17 protein-coding genes and 1 pseudogene are annotated in these 19,448 nt (G+C 71.8%); 12 read left to right on the top strand and 6 right to left on the bottom strand.

From position 1 onward, the window contains the following. The first annotated feature begins 8 nt into the window (after positions 1-8). From ACTJKO_RS01950 to ACTJKO_RS01980, 7 genes are all read left to right on the top strand, one after another. Entirely contained in the window at positions 9-1,067 is a 1,059-nt protein-coding gene (locus ACTJKO_RS01950; protein ID WP_440685119.1) for a polyprenyl synthetase family protein, read from the top strand. Further along, complete coding sequence (locus ACTJKO_RS01955) at positions 1,064-1,999, top strand: phytoene/squalene synthase family protein (RefSeq protein WP_440685121.1); 936 nt, start codon at positions 1,064-1,066, stop codon at positions 1,997-1,999. The genes ACTJKO_RS01950 and ACTJKO_RS01955 overlap by 4 nt, the downstream gene beginning before the upstream one ends. Next, on the top strand, positions 1,996-3,630 hold the full coding sequence (gene crtI, locus ACTJKO_RS01960; protein ID WP_440685123.1) for a phytoene desaturase family protein: 1,635 nt from the start codon (positions 1,996-1,998) through the stop codon (positions 3,628-3,630). The genes ACTJKO_RS01955 and crtI overlap by 4 nt, the downstream gene beginning before the upstream one ends. Further along, positions 3,630-3,971, top strand: a complete 342-nt coding sequence (locus ACTJKO_RS01965; RefSeq protein ID WP_440685125.1) for a lycopene cyclase domain-containing protein — start codon at positions 3,630-3,632, stop codon at positions 3,969-3,971. The genes crtI and ACTJKO_RS01965 overlap by 1 nt, the downstream gene beginning before the upstream one ends. Continuing rightward, the gene (locus ACTJKO_RS01970) at positions 3,968-4,396 is read left to right on the top strand and encodes a lycopene cyclase domain-containing protein (RefSeq protein ID WP_440685127.1); all 429 of its coding nucleotides are present in this window, start codon (positions 3,968-3,970) and stop codon (positions 4,394-4,396) included. The genes ACTJKO_RS01965 and ACTJKO_RS01970 overlap by 4 nt, the downstream gene beginning before the upstream one ends. After that, positions 4,393-5,301, top strand: a complete 909-nt coding sequence (locus ACTJKO_RS01975) for a prenyltransferase (protein WP_440685129.1) — start codon at positions 4,393-4,395, stop codon at positions 5,299-5,301. The genes ACTJKO_RS01970 and ACTJKO_RS01975 overlap by 4 nt, the downstream gene beginning before the upstream one ends. 121 nt (positions 5,302-5,422) lie before the next feature. Then, on the top strand, positions 5,423-6,466 hold the full coding sequence (locus ACTJKO_RS01980) for a Gfo/Idh/MocA family protein (RefSeq protein ID WP_440685132.1): 1,044 nt from the start codon (positions 5,423-5,425) through the stop codon (positions 6,464-6,466). 509 nt (positions 6,467-6,975) lie between these two features. Here ACTJKO_RS01980 and ACTJKO_RS01985 read toward each other — a convergent pair. After that, positions 6,976-7,716: an MBL fold metallo-hydrolase gene (locus ACTJKO_RS01985; protein WP_440685134.1), complete on the bottom strand. Its 741-nt coding sequence runs from the start codon at positions 7,714-7,716 to the stop codon at positions 6,976-6,978. Positions 7,717-7,779: 63 nt separating this feature from the next. Between ACTJKO_RS01985 and ACTJKO_RS01990 the strand changes: the two genes are divergently transcribed. Genes ACTJKO_RS01990 through ACTJKO_RS02005 form a run of 4 tightly spaced genes read left to right on the top strand, consistent with a single transcriptional unit; the run spans position 7,780 to position 10,561 of the window. Beyond that, positions 7,780-8,244, top strand: coding sequence for a hypothetical protein (locus ACTJKO_RS01990; RefSeq protein WP_440685136.1), 465 nt, complete (start codon positions 7,780-7,782; stop codon positions 8,242-8,244). Between the two features lie 3 nt (positions 8,245-8,247). Further along, entirely contained in the window at positions 8,248-9,279 is a 1,032-nt protein-coding gene (locus ACTJKO_RS01995) for a YihY/virulence factor BrkB family protein (protein ID WP_440685138.1), read from the top strand. Between the two features lie 46 nt (positions 9,280-9,325). After that, a complete protein-coding gene (locus ACTJKO_RS02000; RefSeq protein ID WP_440685140.1) occupies positions 9,326-9,808 on the top strand; it encodes a DedA family protein in 483 nt (160 codons plus the stop codon). A gap of 54 nt (positions 9,809-9,862) precedes the next feature. Beyond that, on the top strand, positions 9,863-10,561 hold the full coding sequence (locus tag ACTJKO_RS02005) for an SDR family oxidoreductase (protein ID WP_440685142.1): 699 nt from the start codon (positions 9,863-9,865) through the stop codon (positions 10,559-10,561). Between the two features lie 9 nt (positions 10,562-10,570). Here the strand turns inward: ACTJKO_RS02005 and ACTJKO_RS02010 are convergent, their stop codons facing one another. Continuing rightward, positions 10,571-12,145, bottom strand: a complete 1,575-nt coding sequence (locus ACTJKO_RS02010; protein ID WP_440685144.1) for an ABC-F family ATP-binding cassette domain-containing protein — start codon at positions 12,143-12,145, stop codon at positions 10,571-10,573. Between the two features lie 276 nt (positions 12,146-12,421). Between ACTJKO_RS02010 and ACTJKO_RS02015 the strand changes: the two genes are divergently transcribed. After that, positions 12,422-12,844 carry a DUF3151 domain-containing protein gene (locus tag ACTJKO_RS02015; protein ID WP_440685146.1) on the top strand — a complete coding sequence of 141 codons (423 nt, stop codon included), beginning with the start codon at positions 12,422-12,424 and terminating at the stop codon, positions 12,842-12,844. Between the two features lie 150 nt (positions 12,845-12,994). Here the strand turns inward: ACTJKO_RS02015 and ACTJKO_RS02020 are convergent, their stop codons facing one another. The 4 genes and pseudogenes from ACTJKO_RS02020 to ACTJKO_RS02035 all read right to left on the bottom strand — a co-directional run bounded on the left by ACTJKO_RS02020 (position 12,995) and on the right by ACTJKO_RS02035 (position 19,426). Then, positions 12,995-16,042 carry a glycoside hydrolase family 2 TIM barrel-domain containing protein gene (locus ACTJKO_RS02020; protein WP_440685148.1) on the bottom strand — a complete coding sequence of 1,016 codons (3,048 nt, stop codon included), beginning with the start codon at positions 16,040-16,042 and terminating at the stop codon, positions 12,995-12,997. Continuing rightward, complete coding sequence (locus tag ACTJKO_RS02025; protein WP_440685150.1) at positions 16,039-16,974, bottom strand: carbohydrate ABC transporter permease; 936 nt, start codon at positions 16,972-16,974, stop codon at positions 16,039-16,041. The genes ACTJKO_RS02020 and ACTJKO_RS02025 overlap by 4 nt, the downstream gene beginning before the upstream one ends. 167 nt (positions 16,975-17,141) lie before the next feature. Then, a pseudogene (locus ACTJKO_RS02030) lies at positions 17,142-18,065 on the bottom strand (carbohydrate ABC transporter permease); the annotation flags it as partial. Beyond that, positions 18,062-19,426, bottom strand: a complete 1,365-nt coding sequence (locus tag ACTJKO_RS02035; protein ID WP_440685152.1) for an ABC transporter substrate-binding protein — start codon at positions 19,424-19,426, stop codon at positions 18,062-18,064. The pseudogene ACTJKO_RS02030 and the gene ACTJKO_RS02035, both read right to left, overlap by 4 nt. Positions 19,427-19,448 lie beyond the last annotated feature (22 nt).

Raw genomic sequence — 19,448 nt, forward strand, 5'->3', positions numbered from 1 at the left:
TTAGGCCAATGAGCGAGGAAGCGGCCACCGTGGCGCACATCGACCTCGCGCTCGTCGACGACTGCCTCGAGCGCTTCTTCGCCGTGTCCTCGGCCCGTGCGGAGCGGTACGGCCGTCCGTCGGAGGAACTCTGGCGCGTGCTCCGCAAGGCGAGCATGGGCGGGAAGCGCTTCCGTCCCCGCATGGTCCTCACCGCCTACGCCGGCCTCGGCGGGTCCGACGCCCATGCCGCGGCGCACGTCGGGGCCGCGTACGAGCTGCTGCACACGGCGCTCGTCGTGCACGACGACGTCATCGACCGCGACTGGTCCCGCCGCGGCCAGCCGAACGTCGCCGGGTCCTTCCGCGACACGGGCACGACCGACGGACTGCCGCTGCCGACCGCCGAGCACCGGGGCATGAGCGCCGCCGTCATCGCGGGGGACCTCGCGCTCGCCGCGGCACCCCGGTTCATCGAGGCCGCCGGCGTGACGGGGGAGCGGCGAGCCCGGCTCCTCGAACTGCTCGACGAGGCCGTGTTCGCGAGCGCGGCAGGGGAGATGACCGACGTCGACCTCGCCCTCGGGGTGATGCCGACGGTCGACGAGGTCCTGCGGATGGAGCGCGCGAAGACGAGCGTGTACTCGTTCGAGGCACCGCTGCAGTCCGGTGCCGTCCTCGCCGGCGCCGCGGAACCGGTGGTGACGGCCCTCGGAGCCTTCGGGCGGGAGATCGGCATCGCCTACCAGATCGTCGACGACCTGCTCGGCGTGTTCGGCGACGAGGGCACGACGGGCAAGAGCGTGCTCGGGGACCTCCGCGAGGGCAAGCGCACCATGCTCATCGCCCACGCGGCGACCACCGACTGCTGGCCCGAGATCGCGCCGTACCTCGGCGACCCGGACCTCACCGAGGAGCGGGCGGCCGAACTCCGTGCGAACCTGGTCAGCTGTGGTGCGCGTGCGGCCGCCGAGTCCCGGATCGCCGAACACGCATCCCTCGCCCGCGCCGAGCTCGCCGGACTCCCGTACGACCTCGCCGACCGCCTGGAGGCCCTCGTGACCGAACTCGTGGAGCGCGTCCGTTGACCCAGACCCACACCGCCCGGCCCGATCGGCCCGGACGGCTCCCGCTCTACGACGACACGGCCGAAGCGGCCTCCGGTGTCGTCATCGACCGGTACTCGACGTCGTTCGGGCTCGCGAGCCGACTGCTCGCGAAGGACACCCGTGAGCACATCCGGAACGTGTACGCCCTCGTCCGCGTCGCCGACGAGGTCGTCGACGGTCCGGCCACCGAGGCCGGGCTCGACCACGTCCTCGCGCGGACGGTGCTCGACGAGCTCGAGGCCGACACCGAGCGCGCGATGGCGCTCGGGTTCTCCGTGAACCCGGTCGTGCACGCGTTCGCCCGCACCGCCCGGGTCACCGGCTTCGGTGCGGAGCTGACGAAGCCGTTCTTCAGGTCCATGCGGATGGACCTCGAGCGCACCGAGCACGACGACGCGTCGTTCGCGGAGTACGTCCACGGCTCGGCCGAGGTCGTCGGCCTCATGTGCCTCCGTGCCTTCGTGTACCGCGCCGGTCGGCCCACGTTCGACGAGGCCGTGCTCGTCGACGGGGCGCGGGCACTGGGCGCGGCCTTCCAGAAGGTGAACTTCCTGCGCGACCTGCACGCCGACTTCGAGGTCCTCGGACGCTCGTACTTCCCGGGAGTGGACATCCGTTCGTTCGACGAGGCCACGAAGGACCGGCTCGTCGCCGACGTCCGATCGGACCTGGACCGCGCCGCCCGGACGGTGCGCCTGCTGCCCGCGGACGCGCGGAACGCCGTGGGGCTCGCGCACGCGCTGTTCCAGGAGCTCAACGACCGCATCGCCGCGACACCGGCGGACCGCCTGGTCACCACGCGGGTGCGCGTGCCGAACGCGGTGAAGGCGCGCCTGGCCGCGCAGGTGCTCGCCGGCGGCGCGCCGTTGCGGTCCCGCGCGACCCACCAGCGGACGGGAGGCGCGGCGTGACCCCGCCCCGCGCCTCCAGTCCGAAGGCGCCCACCTCGAAGCGCAAGGTGCCCGCCCGTCGCGCCGTCGTCATCGGCGGCGGCATCAGCGGCCTCGCGTCGGCCGCCCTGCTCGCCCGGGACGGCTTCTCGGTGACGGTCCTCGAGCAGCGGAAGCAGCTCGGCGGACGCGCCGGGTCGTGGGAACGGGACGGCTTCCGGTTCGACACCGGACCGAGCTGGTACCTCATGCCCGAGGTGTTCGACCACTTCTTCCAGCTGCTCGGCACCTCCGCCGACGCCGAACTCGACCTCGTCCGGCTGGACCCCGGGTACCGCGTGTACAGCGAGGGGCACGACGAGCCCATCGACCTCCGCGCCGACCGCGAGGCCAACATCGCACTGTTCGAGTCCGTCGAGCCCGGGGCCGGCCGGAAGCTCCGGAAGTACCTGGACTCGGCGGAGGACACCTACGCGATGGCGGTCCGCCGCTTCCTCTACACGACGTTCCAGGACCTCACGAAGCTCGCGGCGCCGGACGTCCTCCGTCGACTGCCGAAGCTCGCGCGGCTCCTGCTCGAACCGCTCTCCACGTTCGCCGAGTCGACCGTCCGCGACCGCCGACTGTGGCAGGTGCTCGGGTACCCGGCGGTGTTCCTCGGCACCAGCCCCTACGCAGCGCCGAGCATGTACCACCTCATGAGCCACCTCGACCTCGCCGACGGCGTGCTCTACCCGAAGGGCGGCATCACCGAGGTGATCGGCGCCGTCGAGCGCGTCGCCCGACGTGCGGGAGCGAAGATCATCGCCGGCGCGAAGGTCGAGCGGATCGTCGTCGAGGACGGGCACGTCACCGGCGTCGTCCACCGCGACCGCCGGGGTGTTCAGCACACCGCGCCCGCCGACCTCGTCGTCAGCGCCGCCGACCTCCGCCACACCGAGCTGCAGCTGCTCGACAAGGAACACCGGACCTACCCGGCGGCGCACTGGGAGAAGCGGGACCCGGGGCCGAGCGCGGTGCTCGTCTACCTCGGGGTCGACGGCCCGGTGCCCGGACTGCTGCACCACACCCTCGTGTTCACCGAGGACTGGAAGGCGAACTTCGGCGCCATCTTCGGAGCCGACCGGCACGTCCCCGACCCCGCGTCGATCTACGTCTGCGCGCCGTCGGAGACCGACCCGACCGTGGCGCCGCCGGGGACGAGCAACCTCTTCCTCCTCGTGCCCCTGCCCGCCGACCTGTCCATCGGCAAGGGGGGCATCGACGGTGCCGGCGACTACGAGGTCGAGCGGATCGCCGACCGTGCGATCGACGTCGTCGCCGAGCGTGCCGGGGTGCCCGACCTCCGCGACCGGATCCGGGTCCGCCGGACCATCGGCCCGAGGGACTTCGCCGACGACTACAACGCGTGGAACGGCTCGATGCTCGGGCCGGCGCACACCTTGAAGCAGAGCGCGTTCTTCCGCGAGAAGAACGCGTCGGCGAAGGTCGACGGGCTGTACTACGCCGGCGCCTCGACGATCCCGGGGATCGGTCTGCCGATGTGCCTCATCAGCGCCGAGGTCCTGCTCAAGCGCATCCACGGGGACACGAGCACCGAGCCCCTGCCGACACCGCTGCCCGCGCCCTCGCCGCAGGGCTCCTCCGTCTGATGCCGGGGCTGTACCTCGCCGGGCTGCTGGTGTCACTCGTCGGCATGACGGTGCTGGACGCCCGCTTCCGGTTGTTCTTCTGGCGGGCACCGTGGCGTGCGGCCGCCGTCATGGTCACCGGCGTCGCGTTCTTCCTGCTCTGGGACGCGCTCGGCGTCGCACTCGGCATCTTCTTCATCGGGCCGCAGAACCTGCTCTCCGGCGTGCTCCTCGCGCCCGACGTCCCGGTGGAGGAGCTCTTCTTCCTCCTGCTGCTCTGCTACACCACGATGAACCTGGTCGGATTCGTGCGGCCGCTCGTCGCGCGGCGCCTGCGGTGGCCCGGCTGGGGGCGACGGTGAGCTGGACGTACGCGCTGCTCGCGCTCCCGTTCTTCGCGGCCGTCGCCGTCGTGGCACTCCTCGCCGGGGTCGTGTCCGCCCGTCGCGCCCGTTCCCGAGGTCGTCGGGTGTCGACCGGGCGCCGCGTCGCGCTCCTCTCGGGGCTCGTCGCCGGGATCGCGCTGCTCGTCATGACGATCGTGTTCGACAACGTGATCGTCACGCTGCGCATCGTGGCGTACGACCCGGCGCTGATCAGCGGTGCGAAGATCGGGGCGATCCCGGTGGAGGACCTCGCGTACTCGATCGCCGCGATCGTGCTGCTCCCGAGCCTCTGGGTCCTGTTCGACCGGACCGGCAGCCGGAGCCGTGCTGCCGGCCGCAGCCGAGGCGGGACGCGCCCCGCGCCCGACCCGACCCCTGCACCCACGGAGGACACCCAGTGAACGCGAGCACCGCCTCCCGGCCCTCGACCCTGCGCGCCCTGTTCGTGTCGTCCCGCCCGATCAGCTGGGTGAACACCGCCTACCCGTTCGGCGCCGCGTACCTGCTCGGAGCGGGTGACGGGTTCTCGATCGTCGCCTTCGTCGTCGGGGTCGTGTACTTCCTCGTGCCGTACAACCTGGCGATGTACGGCATCAACGACGTCTTCGACTACGAGTCGGACCTGCGGAACCCGCGGAAGGGCGGGGTCGAGGGGGCGCTGCTCGACCGGAGCGTGCACCGCACCACGCTCTGGGCGGTCGTCGTCACGAACGTGCCGTTCCTCGTCGCGCTCGTCGTGCTCGGCGCGCTGAGCGGCAACGGACCGTGGTCGTGGCTCGTCCTGGCGGTGAGCGTCTTCGCGGTCATCGCGTACTCGGCCCCGGGGCTGCGGTTCAAGGAGAAACCCTTCCTCGACTCGCTCACCTCGTCGACCCACTTCGTGTCACCGGCGGTCTACGGCCTGGGGCTCGCCGGACCGCACTGGACGCCGCAGCTCGTGGCGGTGTGCGTCGCGTTCTTCCTGTGGGGTGTGGCCTCGCACGCGTTCGGGGCCGTGCAGGACGTCCTCGCCGACCGGGCCGGGGGCATCGGTTCGGTCGCGACCGTGATCGGTGCGCGGGCCACGGTGCGACTGGCGTTCGTCGCCTACCTCGTCGCGGGGGTCGTGCTGCTGTTCTCGTCCTTCCCCGGACCGATCGCGGCCGTCATCGTGGTGCCGTACGCGCTGAACGTGCTGCCGTGGTGGAACGTCACGGACGCCGGGGCCGAGGCGGCGAACGCGGGCTGGAAGCGCTTCCTCTGGATCAACTACCTCGCCGGGTTCCTCGTCACGATGGCCCTCATCGCCTACGCGTTCACCCGCTGAGCGGCGCGCGGCGCCGGTCCGACGGCTGTCGGTCGGCGCTGACAGACTGGAGGCACGCGCCGCGGGAGTCGTGGCGCGCTGGCCACGGGTGTCGTGGCGTCGGTCACGAAGGAGTGCACGCATGACGGTCCGGATCATCCACGTCGGTCTCGGAGGATGGGGCGGCAACTGGGCCCGCACCGCCATCCCGGAGGTCACCGAAGTGGAGGTGGTCGGGATCGTCGACCCGGTCCCGGAGACCCTGGAGGCCGTTCGCACCGACCTCGGCCTGCCCGCATCCACCGCCTTCGCGTCGCTCTCCGAGGCGCTCGCCGGAGTCGAGGCCGACGCGGTCGTCATCACCGCGCCCGCCGTGACACACGTCCCGCTCGCACTCGAGGCGCTCGAGGCCGGCAAGCACGTGCTCGTCGAGAAGCCCTTCGCGAACAGCACGGAGGAGGCGCTCGTCGCGGTCCGTCGCGCCGAGGAGCTCGGCCTCGTGCTGCAGGTGAGCCAGAACTACCGCTGGTACCCGGCGCCGCGGGTGGTGCAGGAACTGCTCGAGGCGGACGCGGTCGGTGAGCTCGCGTCGATCGACATCGACTTCCGGCAGTGGGACAACGACCTCGCCTTCGAGGAGCACCCGCACTACCGCTTCCCGCACGCGATGATCAACGACATGGCGATCCACCACTTCGACCTCATCCGGATGGTCACGGGTCGCGAGGCCGTGCGCGTCTACGCCCGGGCGTCGTACCCGTCGTTCAGCAAGTACCAGGACGAGGCCGTCGCGTCGATGCTCATCGAACTCGAGGGCGGCCTTGTGGTGAGCTACCGCGGCAGCTGGCTCTCGCGGGCACCCCGGACGGCGTGGGCCGGCGAGTGGAGCATCCAGGGCGAGGACGGCGAGGTCTGGTTCACGAGCCGCTCGGGCGAGCCGAACGCCGTCGCGGGTGACCGGGTGACCGTTCGGCGGACGCAGGACGACGAGGCCGTGCCCGTCGAGCTGCCGACCCTGCCGCACACGGACCGGCAGGGCGGGCTGCAGGCGTTCGCGCGGTCGGTGCAGGGCGGCCCGGGGCCGGAGACGAGCGGCCGGGACAACCTGCGGAGCCTCGCGCTCATGGAGGCGGCCGGGCGGTCCGCCGCGTCCGGGCTCCCCGAGGACGTCGTCGTCCCCGCCTGACCGCCGCAGCCAACGCTTGCGCGGCCCCGAGTCTCGCGTCGGGCGACACTTCTCGCGACCGCGCGCCCGAGGGTTGTCGCCCAGCTCGAGTCTCGCCCCCGCCACTGGCCGCGCGGAGCGACCTTTCGCGCTGTCGCGAGGCGCGAAAGATCGCGGCAGCCGGGAGGCGCGGAGCGGGGCCGAACCGCGCCTCCCGACCGCGCGTGGTGACGTTTCGCGCTCAGCGACAGTTCACGTGGCTATGCGCGCGTGAAGTGTCGCGAGGCGCGAAAGAACCCGCGGAGCCGGCGCGGCCCCGAGTCTCGCCTTGGGCGACACATTTCGCGGCTGCGCGCCCGAGGGTTGTCGCCCTGCCCGAGTCTCGCCCCCGTCCGCTCGCCGCGCGCGGCGACCTTTCGTGCTGGCCGACACTTCACGCGGCCACGCTCGCGTGAAGTGTCGCGAGGCGCGAAAGTTCGCGCGCCGGCAGCCGCGTGAGCTGTCGCGAGCCGCGAAGAAGCGCGCGCCGCTCAGGCCGCGCCAGCAGCGCGCCGCGCCTGCGCGACCGCCGCACGGACGCCCAGCGACCACCCCGGCCCGTGGCCCGGCAGCACGTGCCGCGCCTCGGTGTCGACGAGCCGGTCGAGCGACGCGACCGCGGTGGACATGTCCGACGTCGCGGCGGGTGCGACGACCCGGGGCCCGATCCCGCCCGTGTACGGATCGAGCGTCACGAGGGCGTCCCCGACGATGACGGCGTCCCGGTCGGCGAAGTGCAGTGCCACGTGCCCGTCGGTGTGCCCGGGGGTCTCGATGATCCACGGGGATCCGGGTACGTCCCCGCGGGACTCGAGCGGCAGGGTCTCGTCGACGCCGGACACCGTGGCGGCACCGGCGAGGAGCATCCGACCGAGCGGACGCAGCCCGCCCGGGTGCACCGCGACGAACCCGAACCGGTTGGTCTGCGGCCGGTACGAGTACGGGTTCGCTGCGAGGTGCCGATCGCCGGGGTGTACGTACACCGGCGTGCCCCACTCCCGATGCATCCGCGCCGCCGTCCCGACGTGGTCGAAGTGCCCGTGCGTGAGCAGCAGTGCCTCGACCCGGTCGGGCGTGTACCCGAGGTCGTGCACGGCGAGGAGCAGGTGCGGCCACGCGGCGGGGAGCCCGGCGTCGACCACCAGTAGCTGGTCGCCGGTCTCGACGAGGTACGTGTTGGTGTGTGCGATCTCGAGGCGGTGGATCCCCTCGGCGGCGTCCCGGAAGAGCATGACGCGCACGGTAGGCGCCTCCGGCTGGGCACGGGGACGGACTCGCCCTGGTAGGCACGAAGCATGGCCAAGGACAGTCTGCCCGAGCTCGAACTCGCCAACGTCCGCACGCGGGAGCGCATGACCGACACCGTCACCGAGCTCCGGCGACGCGCGGACGTGCCCGCGCGCACACGACTCGCGATCGCGAAGGCCCGGCAGCGCTGGCACCGCGACCCGACTCCGCTGGTGGCGCTCGGCGTGACGGCGGCGACGGGCATCGCCGCGATCGTCGTCGGCGTCCGCATCCGCCACTCGCCCGCGGCACGGTTCGACGCGCTGCTCACCCCGGCGCCCGTCCCGGTGTTCAAGCCGGTGAAGCCGGGCAAGGACGGGAAGGCCAAGGGCGTCCCCGCGTTCAGCCGCAAGGAGGACAAGGGCAACCCGGTGCTGCAGGAGCGCAAGGCCCGCGACGCACGCCTGGCGAAGGTCGCGAAGCAGGCGAAGAAGGCCCGCAAGCAGGCGGCCAAGCGAGCGAAGAGGATCTGACCGATGTCCAGCGACGACCAGAAGCCCGCACCGGACGACTCCCGGAAGCCGGACAACCCGACCGACCTCAAGAAGCCCACGCTCGTCTACACGCTCAAGAAGACGTTGCGGGAGTTCTCGAGCGACCAGTGCACCGACCTCGCGGCGAGCCTGACGTACTACTCAGTGCTCGCGCTCTTCCCCGGTCTGCTCGCCGTGGTGTCGATCCTCGGCCTCGTCGGCCAGGCGGACAACACGATCAAGACGCTGCTCGACATCATCGGCAACATCGGTTCGAAGCAGGTCGTGGACCTCCTCCGCGGGCCGATCGAAGGGCTCGTCCGCTCGCCCGCGGCGCCGGTCACGTTCATCGTCGGTATCGTCGGCGCACTGTGGTCGGCGTCCGGCTACGTGGGAGCGTTCGGCCGCGCGATGAACCGGATCTACAACGTCCGCGAGGGCCGTCCGATCTGGAAGCTCCGCCCGACCATGCTCGGCGTGACGCTCGCGACCGTGATCCTGCTCGTGATCGGTCTGCTCGTGCTCGTCTCGGGTCCGCTCGCCCGGAGCTTCGGCGACGTCATCGGGCTGGGCGACGTCGCCGTGACGGTGCTGTCGATCGTGCAGTGGCCGATCCTGCTGGCGATCGCGATCATCGTCGTCGCGGTGCTCTACTACTGGTCGCCGAACGTGAAGCAGCCGAAGTTCACCTGGGTCAGCGGCGGCTCGATCCTGGCGCTGCTCATCTGGATCATCGCGAGCGTCGGCTTCGGGTTCTACGTCGGGAACTTCTCGAACTACAACGCCACGTACGGCTCGCTGGGTGGGGTGATCGTGTTCCTGCTGTGGATCTGGATCACGAACAACGCGCTGCTGTTCGGTGCGGAGTTCGACGCCGAGATCGAACGCGGCCGCGAACTGCAGGCCGGTATCCGGGCCGAGGAGGACATCCAGCTCCCGGAGCGCGACACCCGCCAGATCGAGAAGCAGGACGAGAAGCGCGCGAAGGACGTGCTCGAGGGCATCCGGATCCGGCAGGACGCGGACCGCGACTGACGACCACTGACGGCGTCCTCCCGGGCGGCCTCGGTACGGTTCGGCCGTGCCGTCCTTCCTCGAAGGGCTCCCGTTCGGGTGGCTCGTCCTCGCCCTCTTCGTCGTGGTGTTCTGCCGCGCGCAGGCGACGTACTGGGCAGCACGGGGCGCGGCGGCGGGGGCGTCGCGTTCGCGGTGGGGCCGGTGGCTCGACTCCGCCGCGGTGCGACGGGGGTCGGCGCTCCTCGCCCGCTGGGGCCTGCCGGTCGTGACCGTGAGCTTCCTGACGGTCGGACTGCAGACGATCGTGAACGCCGCGGCCGGCGTCGCGCGTGTGCCCTGGTGGCGCTACACGGCCGCTATGGTGCCGGGCTGCGTCGCGTGGGCCGTCGTCTCGGCCACGATCGGGATCGCGCTGTTCTGGGCGGTCGTCGCCGCGCTCGCCGGTTCACCGTGGGCGGCCGTCGTGATCGTCGCGCTCGTGCTCGCGGGCACGGCATCCGTGTGGGCGGTCCGTCGACGTCGCCGTCGGGCCTCAGGCCTCCGCTGACGGTCCAGGAGGCGCGGTGCCGCCCCGCCCCGCCGCGTCCGTAGGCTGGTGCGCATGACCGACACCGCGCCTCCCGTCAGCCTGCCCACCGCACTCGTCACCGGGGCCACCCGCGGGATCGGCCGGGCCATCGCGCGTGACCTGGGGCGGACGCACCACGTCCTCGTCGGCGGCCGGGACGCGGAGGCCGTCGACGCCCTGGTGTCCGAATTGCCGAGCGCCGCGCCGTTCGTCGGCGACCTGGGGGCGGGGGAGGTCCCGCCGCTGCCCGATCGGCTCGATGTCCTCGTGCACTCCGCGGGCGTCGAACAAGGCACGACCATCGCCGAGACGCCGCGCGACGTGTGGGAGCAGGTCTTCGCCACCAACGTCTTCGCGGTCGCCGAGCTCACCCGCCGGGCGCTCCCCGCCCTCCGCGCGGCGCGGGGGATCGTCGTCCCGATCAACAGCGGTTCCGGGTTCCACTCCGGGCCCGGGGGTGGCGTGTACGCGGCGTCGAAGTTCGCGCTCCGGGCCTTCGCGGACGCGCTGCGCGAGGAGGAACGGGCGAACGGCGTGCGGGTGTCGAGCGTGCACCCCGGCCGGACGGACTCGGACATGCAGCGGGCGCTCACCGCGAAGCTCGGCGAGGAGTACGACACCGCGTACTACCTCGCCCCGGAGGACGTCGCCGCGGCCGTCCGCACCGTGGTCGACCTGCCGGAGCGGGGCACCGTCGAGTCGCTCGCGATCCGGCCGACCCGACGGCGCTGACGTCCGGGGCTACCGCAGCTCGATCCGGACGGTGAGGTCGAGGCGGTCGAGGAACGTCTCGTCGTGGCTGACCACCACGAGGGCACCCCGGTAGGCGCGGAGCGCGTCCACAAGCTGGTCGACGCTCGTCAGGTCGAGGTCGTTCGTCGGCTCGTCGAGCACCAGGAGCTGCGGGGGCGGGTCCGCCAGCACCAGGGTCGCCAGCGCCACCCGGAACCGTTCGCCGCCCGACAATGACCCGGCCGGACGATCGACCGTGTCACCGCGGACGAGGAACCTCGCGAGCCGGTTCCGCACCTCCGCCGGCGCGACGTGGGGTGCGGCACGACGGACGTTGTCGAGCACCGACGCCTGGTCGTCGAGCGAGTCCTTCCGCTGCGGCAGGTACCCGATCCGGTCCACGTGCGGGACGGCGCCCGTCCCCGGGAGCGGGTGCGCCCGGGCCGAGGCCGCTTCGACGAGCTGTTCGAGCAGCGTCGTCTTGCCGACACCGTTGTCCCCGGTGACGGCGATGCGCTCCGGTCCCTGCACGATCGTCTCCCGGTCGCGGACCGTGACCGTCGCGATCTGCCTGGATGCCGGCACCTGCGGGTCGGGCAGCGTCACGTGGATGGACTCGTCGTCCCGGAGCCGCAGTTGCGCCTCCCGCTTGGTGTCGAGCGCTGCCGCCTCGTCGTCGGCGTACCCGGCCCGGAGGCGTCCCGCGGTCTCCTGCGCCTTCTTCCGCGCTTCGTTCGCCAGGATCTTCGGCATCGACCGGGCGGCCTTCTCACCCGCCTTGGCCCGCCGTGCGATCTTCGTCTCGGCCTCGATGCGCTGCCGCTTCTCGGTGCGGTACCGCTGCTCGGCGACGCGGACCTCGCGTTCCACGGCCGCCTGCTGCACGGCGAGGTGCTCCTCGAAGGCGCTGTAGGTCCCGCCGAACACGGTCATGCTCCCGGCCCGCAGTTCCGCCACCTCGTCGACGTGTTCGAGGAGCTCCCGGTCGTGGCTGACCACGACGAGGGTGCCACGCCAGTCGTCGATCATCTCGACCAGCAGCGCACGGCCCCGGCGGTCCAGGTTGTTCGTGGGTTCGTCGAGGACCGCGATCGGCAACCCGCGCAGACGGATGCCCGCGACGGCGACGAGGACCGCCTGACCGCCGGACAGCGTGCCCGCCGGACGCTCGAGGTCCCCACCGATCCCGAGGCCGATGCCGTCGAGGGCAGCGGCGGCACGCTCCTCGAGGTCCCAGTCGTCGCCGACCGCGTCGAAGTGCTCCGGTGTGGCGTCCCCGCCGAGGATCGCCCGCAGCGCCGTGAGCGTGGGCCGGATGCCGAGCAGGTCGGCGACCGTGTCGTCGTTCCCGGACTGCAGGCGTTGCGGCAGGTGGTCGACCGGGCCGGACGTCGTGATGGTGCCCGACGTGGGGTGGAGGCGACCGGTGACGAGCCGGACGAGCGTGGACTTGCCGGCACCGTTCCTCCCGACCAGGCCGGTACGGCCGCGACCGAAGGCGGTGGTGAGGTGGCTGAGCGCGACGGTGCCGTCGGGCCAGGTGAAGCTCACGTCGTTCAGGACGACGGACGGACTGATGGGCATACGGGTGCCTCCCCGGTGTTCGATGCTGGGCGCACGACACCGGAGCCGCCGTGGTGCGGCGGAGCGCCCGACGGGGCGCGACGATCACGGTGTCAGCGCGTGGGCTGAGCTGATCCGGTGATCGACTGCAATGCGTCCGCTTCCGTCGGGGAGCCCCCGTGACCGCCACCCGATCCGCCGGTCGGTCGTCCCGCCCCGGGGCCTCGTGGTGACGACGAGGTGACCCCCACGCTAACCCGGGCTGCGGACGCCCGCAAGGGATGACAGGCTGGTGGCATGCCGGAGAACCTGCTGCCGAACCCGACCGCGAACCCCGAGACGCTCCTGCCCGCCGAGCCGGAGGTGACCGCCGCGCTCGCCGCGGACGCACCCGTCGCCAGCGTGGTGGTGTCGCATCCGGCGTCGAGCCTGGCGTGGGCGCTCTTCGCCGACGAGGCCTGGGCTCGCGGTGCGACGCTGGAGTCCTACGCGTACGCCCGGGTGGGGTACCACCGCGGGCTCGACGCCCTCCGCAGGGCGGGGTGGCGCGGTACCGGTCCCGTGCCGTGGTCGCACGAGCCGAACCGCGGGGTGCTCCGGGCGCTGTTCGCGCTGCGGCGGGCGGCCGAGGCGATCGGGGAGGCCGGCGAGCCCGAGCGGCTGACGGAGTTCCTCGAGGCGAGCGACCCGGAGGCGCTGCGCGCGCTCTCGGCGGAGTAGGCGCCCGCTGCGGCACTCGCGCCGCTGCCGGCACTCGCGCCCGCTGCCAGCACTCCGGACGAACCACGGATGCGACGTCGAACCGGCCACGTGCGTTGGTTCGACGTCGCATTCGTGGTTCCGAGCGGGCGGCCCCGCCGCCACCGTCGCCTACCCGAGCACCACGCTCCACGAGAACGCCCGCGGCCACAGCTGGTGTTCCGGTAGCACGTCGAGCCCGCACGCCCTGGACCCGAGCCCGTGCTGCGCCGCGTCGAGGTACAGGTACGTGTGGTCCGGCACGGGCAGCTCGTGCGGGTGTCCGGCGCGGCCGATCTGCTGGGCCGTCCAGGGCGAGAGCGTGAAGCCCGCCCGGTGCGCTCCGACCGTGCTGACCGTGAACGGGCCGACCGACAGTTCCCGCAGGTCCGGTCGGTGCCCGGTCTCCTGCGGCCTGGAGTAGTCGACGGACAGTGCACGCAACGGTGCGCTGAACCTGCCGACGCGGGCCGCCTGCGACGAGTCCGCGTACGACTCGAGTGGCCCCGTACCGAACCACGTCGCGGTCTCGTCGAGCAACGACACGGGCAGGTCGAACCGCACGCCGATGCGCGGCCAGGTGACGTCCCACGCCCCGAACGGCACGGCGTCGGTCTGGAGCTGCAGTCCCGCGTCGGTCAGGGTCCACCGGTGCGTGACGTCGACGCCCCATCCGCTGTTCGCCGCGGCGACGCGCACGCGCTGCACGAGCCCGTGGTCCGTCCGGGTGACGTCCACGAGCCGGTGCGTGAGCCGGTCGAGTCCGCGCTCCGTCCAGCGCACCGCGGATGCCGGGGCGTCCGGGTCCCCGACGCCCTGCGTGAGGACCGGGTCCGCCGTCTCGTAGCCGCCCTGCGACGCGAGCCGGTCGTTGTCGGTCGGCGCCCGCCAGAGTTCGAGTCGGGGACCGGCGACCTCGTGGCCCTTCAGGCTGACCAGGTCGCCGCGGGCCGTGAAGACCCCGTCGCCGAGGCGGTCGCCGTCCCAGGTCTGCCGGGAGGCGCGGGGCACCTCCGCCGCGCGGCTCGCCACGAGCCGCTGGGTGCGTGCGACGACGTGGCCGGTGTCCGCCCAGGCGGTCGGGCCCGCCAGCTCCGCGGTGACGTCGAACCACAGTTCGTCGCCCGGGGCGAGGCGTTCGGCGGCGAGGTCGGCGGATCGCGCCGCCTCGAGCACGGCGTCGGGCACGGGCACCGTCGCCGATGCGCGAGCGGCGATGACCCCCGGCGCCAGCCGACCCGAGGACTCGACGACGCCGTTCCGCGTCAGCGTCCAGCAGAACCGCAGTCCGGCGGTCGAGGCCGAGTGGTACCGGTTCTCGATGAGCAGCGTGGTGTCGGAGAGCGACATCCGGATCGGCGCCACGACGGCCGCGAACTCGGCGAGTCCGGGTGTCGGGGTGTCGTCGGGCAGCACGAGGCCGTCCATGACGAAGTTCCCGTCGTGGACCACCTCGCCGAAGTCGCCGCCGTAGCCGTAGAAGGCCGTGCCGTCGGGCGTGTGGGTGAGGAGGCCGTGGTCGCGCCATTCCCACACGAACCCGCCGTGCAGTCGCGGGTACCGCTCCACGAGGGCTTCGTACTCGGCGATCTGTCCGGGCCCGTTGCCCATCGCGTGGACGTACTCGCAGTGGATGAACGGCTTCGATCGCTGCCGTGCCGCCTCGGCCGGGCCGCACCCGAGCAGGGGCGTCGCCGGGCCGCCCCCGATCGACTCGGTCTCCTGCAGCGTCGGGTACATCCGCGAGTACACGTCGGTGTACTCGCCCGTGTAGTCGCCCTCGTAGTGCACCGGGCGCTCGACGTCGCGGTCGTGCACCCACTGCGCCATCGCGGCGAGGTTCCGGCCGGTCCCGGACTCGTTGCCGAGGGACCACATCACGATCGAGGCGTGGTTCTTGTCCCGCTCGACCGTCCGCGCGATCCGGTCGAGGTAGGCGTCCCGCCATGCCGGGTCGTCGGAGGGGTTGCCGACCCAGTCGGTGAAGACGAACCCGTGGGTCTCGAGGTCGCACTCCAGGACGACCCAGAACCCGAGCTCGTCGGCGAGGTCGAGCACGCGCGGGTGCGGCGGGTAGTGCGACGTCCGGATCGCGTTGACGTTGCTGCGCTTCATGAGGGCCATGTCCGCCCGCGCGTGCGCCTCGTCGAACACGCGTCCGCGCTCGGGGTGTGTCTCGTGGCGGTTCACCCCGTGGAAGACGACCCGTTCGCCGTTCACCAGGAACCGGTCGCCGACGATCTCGATGCTCCGGAAGCCGAGGCGCAGGGACACGGTCTCGCCGCCGTCGCGGCCTCCGGCGGCCGTACCGGTCGACACCGTGGCGTCGTACAGCCGCGGCAGCTCGGCGCTCCACGGCTCGACGCCCTCCACCTCGATCGGGGTGACCTCGTCGGGTGTGTGCCACAGCACGTCCACCCCGAGCGAGGGGACGGCGAACCGCACCGGGAAGACGGCGTCGAGCGTCGGGAACGAGATCGTGCCCGTGCCGGTGGACGGTCGACCGGAGGCCGCCGTCCCCGCCGTCGCAGCGGAGCCGAGCGTCGAGGTCCAGCCGGCGCGGACGAACACGTCGTCGACGGGCGCCGTCGGCCGGGCGAGCAGGGTCACGTCACGGAAGATGCCGGGCAGCCACCACTGGTCCTGGTCCTCGAGGTACGAGGCCGCCGACCACTGGTGCACCCGGACCCGGAGCTCGTTCGTGCCGGGCCGGAGCAGCGACGTCACGTCGAACTCGGTGGCGAGGCGTGAGCCCGTCGCCCACCCGACCTCGGACCCGTTCAACCACACCCGGAAGTGCGACTCCACCCCGTCGAACCGCAGCAGGACCCGGGCGGCGGCGTCGAACGACGACGGCAGGTCGAAGGTGCGCCGGTAGTCGCCCGTCGGGTTCTCCTCGGGCGGGTTCGGCGGGTCGATCGGGAACGGGTACTGCAGGTTCGTGTAGCTCGGCGCCCCGTGGCCGTGCAGGACCCAGTGCGCGGGCACCGGGATGGTGCCCCACTCGTCGTCCGGCCCGGGTGGCGGCACGTCCGCCACGGGCGACCAGCGGAAGTCCCACTCCCCGTCGAGGGACAGCGACGGCGCATCGGTGTGCAGCCACGCCCGTGGAGCGAGTCGGCTGTCCGATCCGGGCGCGGTCGAGGCGAGAGCGGCGGACGACAGTGCGGTGGTGGTCAACCCTTGACCGATCCTTCCGTGAGGCCCCCGCGCCAGAAGCGCTGCAGGACGATGATGGCGACGACGAGCGGGATGACCGAGACGAGCACCCCGCCGGTGGTGAGCTGGTAGAACTCCGGCAACCGGTCCACCTGCGAGCGCCAGTTGTTCAGTCCCAGTGTGATCGGGTAGAGCTTCTGGTCGGCCAGCATGATGAGCGGCAGGAAGAAGTTGTTCCAGATGCCGACGACCTGGAACAGGAAGACCGTGACGAGTGCGGGCGTCATCTGCCGCAGCACGACCGTGTGGAAGATCCGGAGCTCGCCCGCGCCGTCGATCCGCGCCTGTTCGAGGAGCGCCGTGTCGACGGACGCGGCGGCGTACACGCGGCAGAGGAACAGGCCGAACGGCGAGACGAGGCTCGGGATGAGGACGCTCCAGTACGTGTCGGTCAGCCCGAGCGTCGAGAACAGCAGGAACAGCGGCAGCGCCGTCGCGGTGCCCGGCACGAGCACACCGCCGAGGATCGTGCCGAACACGACCTGGCGTCCGCGGAACTCGTACTTGGCGAGCGCGTACCCGCCGGCGGCGGCGAAGTAGGTCGCCAGGACCGCGCCGACGCCCGAGTAGAGCACGCTGTTCGCGATCCACCGGACGAAGATCCCGCCGTCGTAGGTGAACACCTGCTGCAGGTTGCTGAACAGCGCGAACTCTCCGCCGAACCAGAAGCCGTTCGTGGAGAACAGTGCGCCGGTCGTCTTCGTCGCGGCGATCACGACCCAGTACAGGGGCACGAGGAAGTACAGCGCGACGACGACGAGGATGCCGGTCACGACGATCTGCGAGCCGGGGGACCGGTCCAGCTTCCGACGCTCGTGCGCGCTGATCGACGTGGTGTCCACCGGCACGGCCGTCCTGGCGGTGGCCGGTGCCTCGATGGCTTCGCTGCTCATGCGTCCGCCCCCTTCGTCCCGTGCTGCAGATCCGCACCGGCCGGGAGGCGCGGCGCGGCACGATCGGTGGCCGCCTGTCCGGGGGTGGCGCGCGTCTCGAGCGCACGCCGCACCTCCAGGCCGTCCTGCTTCGCACGCTTGCGGCGGTCCCGCTCGTCCTTCGGCGGCCGGTTCGTCAGCGCCAGGAACGCGAACGACAGGATGAACGCGGCCAGCGCGATGATCACCGCCTGCGCGCTCGCGACCCCGTACTCGTTGAAGGCGAACGCGTTCGTGTACGCGGCGTAGTTCGGCGTGTACTCGGTGTCGATGGCGGGCGCGACGGTGGACAGGATCTGCGGCTCCGCGAAGAGCTGCAGGGTGCCGATGATGGAGAACACCGTCGTGAGCACGAGGGCCGGGGCGATGAGCGGGATCTGGATCCGCCACGCGACCTGGAACGCGTTGGCGCCGTCGACCTTCGCGGCCTCGTAGACCTCGCCGGGGATCGACTTCAGCTGCGCCACGATGATGAGCATGTTGTAGCCGGTGTACGTCCACGTGACGATGTTCGCGATCGACCACAGCACGCTGTTCGCGCCGAGGAAGTCCGGCTGCAACCCGATCGACTGCAGCAGCGACACGATCGGCGACAGCCCGGGGACGTACAGGAACGACCAGAGGATCGTCGCGATGACCCCGGGGACGCCGTACGGCATGAAGTACACCGCTCGGAAGAACCCCGGCCAGCGAGCGCTCGCCGACTCGAGCAGCAGCGCGAGGATCGTGCACGCGATGATCATCACCGGGACCTGCACGACGCCGAACAGCAGCATGCGGCCGATCGAGGCGACGAAACCGCTGTCGTTCAGTGCCGTGACGTAGTTGTCGAACCCGGCGAAGCGTCCCGTGACGCCGTCCTCGCCGAACAGACCCTGCCGGTCGACGGTCGTGAAGCTCTGGAACAGCGCGCTGATGATCGGGATGATGAACGTCAGGACGAACAGTGCCAGGAAGGGTGCGAGCAGGATCCACGGGGCGCGCTTCTGGGCGCTCGTGGCCTTGGTGCTCGTGCGGAAGCCCGTGGTGCCGTTCCGGGTGGTCGTGGTCATCGTGCCGTCCTCACGCTGAGGCCCTTGTCCCTGAAGGACTGGACGATCTCCCGCTGCGCGAGCTCCACCGCGTCCGTGAGCTTCAGCCCGCTGGTGAGCTTGCGGCGGAACTGGTTCTGCAGACTCGTGAACGCCGACTGCGTCACGGGCGACCAGGACCAGTCGACGTTCTGCTCCTTCGCCGCCGGGGCGAACACGTCCTCGTTGTAGTCCTGGCCCGAGAACCACTTGCTCGGCTTCTCCCGCTGTGCGCCGATGTAGTCCTTCGCGGGGGACCACCCGATGCCGCAGTGCTCGATCATCGCGTCGATGCCCTCCTTCGAGGTGGTCATCCAGGTGATGAACTCGAGCGCCTCCTTCGGGTGCTGGGAGTTGGCCAGGACCGCGGCCGTCGAGCCGCCGATCGCACTGGACCCGAAGCCCGTGTCGCCCCACCGCTGCATCGGCGCGACCTTCCACTTGCCCTCGCCGCCCTGCACGCTCTCGATGAGGGCGTCACCCCAGCTCGCGCTCGTGACGGCAGCGATCCTGCCGCTGGCGGCCGCGGCGTACCACCCGGGGGAGTAGGCGCCGGCGCTCGTGTCGACCAGCTTCTCGTCGATCACCCCGTCGAAGAACTCGGCGACCATGAGCGTCTTCTCGTCGGTGAGGTCGACCACCCACTCGTCGCCGTCGGTGCGGAACCAGCGGGCGCCGGCCTGCTGCGCGTACGCGGCGAAGGGGGAGGCGTCGGAGACGGGGAAGACCTCGAGGTAGTTCTGCGAGCCCGTCGCCCGCACCTTCTCGGCGAGGGCTCGCCACTCGTCCCAGGTCTGAGGCGGTTCGCCGCCGGCCCGTTCGAGCAGCGCGGTCTGGTAGTAGAACCCCATCGGGCCGGTGTCCTGGGGGATCCCGTACACGCCGTCGACGAACGAGACCTGGGCCCACGCGGCGTCGTCGTACCTCGACTCGACGTCCTTCGCGCCGTAACGGGCGAGGTCGACCAGGCCGTTCGCGAGCATGAACTCGGGGACCTGCCGGAGCTCCACCTGGCCGATGTCGGGGCCACCGCCCGCCGCGAGCGCGGAGTACATCTTCTGGTAGCCGCCCGCCGTCCCGCCGGGGATCCAGTTCGCGGTGACCTGGATGTCCGGGTGGTCCGCGTTCCAGACGTCGCAGACCTTCTGCAGGTCCTTCAGCCACGCCCAGTAGGTCAGCTCGACCTTCTGGCCGCTCGCGGCGGCGGGGATGACGGCGGCCTTGTTCACGTTCGTCGAGCCCGGCACCGCGCAGCCGGCGAGCACACCGCTCGCCACCGCGCCGATGCCGAAGCCCAGCAGTCGTCGTCGGGAGATGGACGGTCGTTCTGGGGATGGCGCCATTGCCAGGACTCCGGTTCGTCGT

It is taken from the genome of Curtobacterium sp. 22159 (assembly GCF_052045775.1).
In the GTDB taxonomy this organism is placed as follows: Bacteria; Actinomycetota; Actinomycetes; order Actinomycetales; family Microbacteriaceae; genus Curtobacterium.

Bases quoted from the DNA above. Each gene is read 5' to 3' on its own strand.
- ACTJKO_RS01995 (WP_440685138.1), top strand. From the start codon at position 8,248: ATGTCCAGCGACGACCAGAAGCCCGCACCGGACGACTCCCGGAAGCCG.
- ACTJKO_RS02010 (WP_440685144.1), bottom strand. From the start codon at position 12,145: ATGCCCATCAGTCCGTCCGTCGTCCTGAACGACGTGAGCTTCACCTGG.
- ACTJKO_RS01980 (WP_440685132.1), top strand. From the start codon at position 5,423: ATGACGGTCCGGATCATCCACGTCGGTCTCGGAGGATGGGGCGGCAAC.
- ACTJKO_RS01965 (WP_440685125.1), top strand. From the start codon at position 3,630: ATGCCGGGGCTGTACCTCGCCGGGCTGCTGGTGTCACTCGTCGGCATG.
- ACTJKO_RS02035 (WP_440685152.1), bottom strand. From the start codon at position 19,426: ATGGCGCCATCCCCAGAACGACCGTCCATCTCCCGACGACGACTGCTG.
- ACTJKO_RS01990 (WP_440685136.1), top strand. From the start codon at position 7,780: ATGGCCAAGGACAGTCTGCCCGAGCTCGAACTCGCCAACGTCCGCACG.
- ACTJKO_RS01950 (WP_440685119.1), top strand. From the start codon at position 9: ATGAGCGAGGAAGCGGCCACCGTGGCGCACATCGACCTCGCGCTCGTC.
- ACTJKO_RS01985 (WP_440685134.1), bottom strand. From the start codon at position 7,716: ATGCTCTTCCGGGACGCCGCCGAGGGGATCCACCGCCTCGAGATCGCA.
- ACTJKO_RS02025 (WP_440685150.1), bottom strand. From the start codon at position 16,974: ATGAGCAGCGAAGCCATCGAGGCACCGGCCACCGCCAGGACGGCCGTG.
- ACTJKO_RS02015 (WP_440685146.1), top strand. From the start codon at position 12,422: ATGCCGGAGAACCTGCTGCCGAACCCGACCGCGAACCCCGAGACGCTC.
- ACTJKO_RS02005 (WP_440685142.1), top strand. From the start codon at position 9,863: ATGACCGACACCGCGCCTCCCGTCAGCCTGCCCACCGCACTCGTCACC.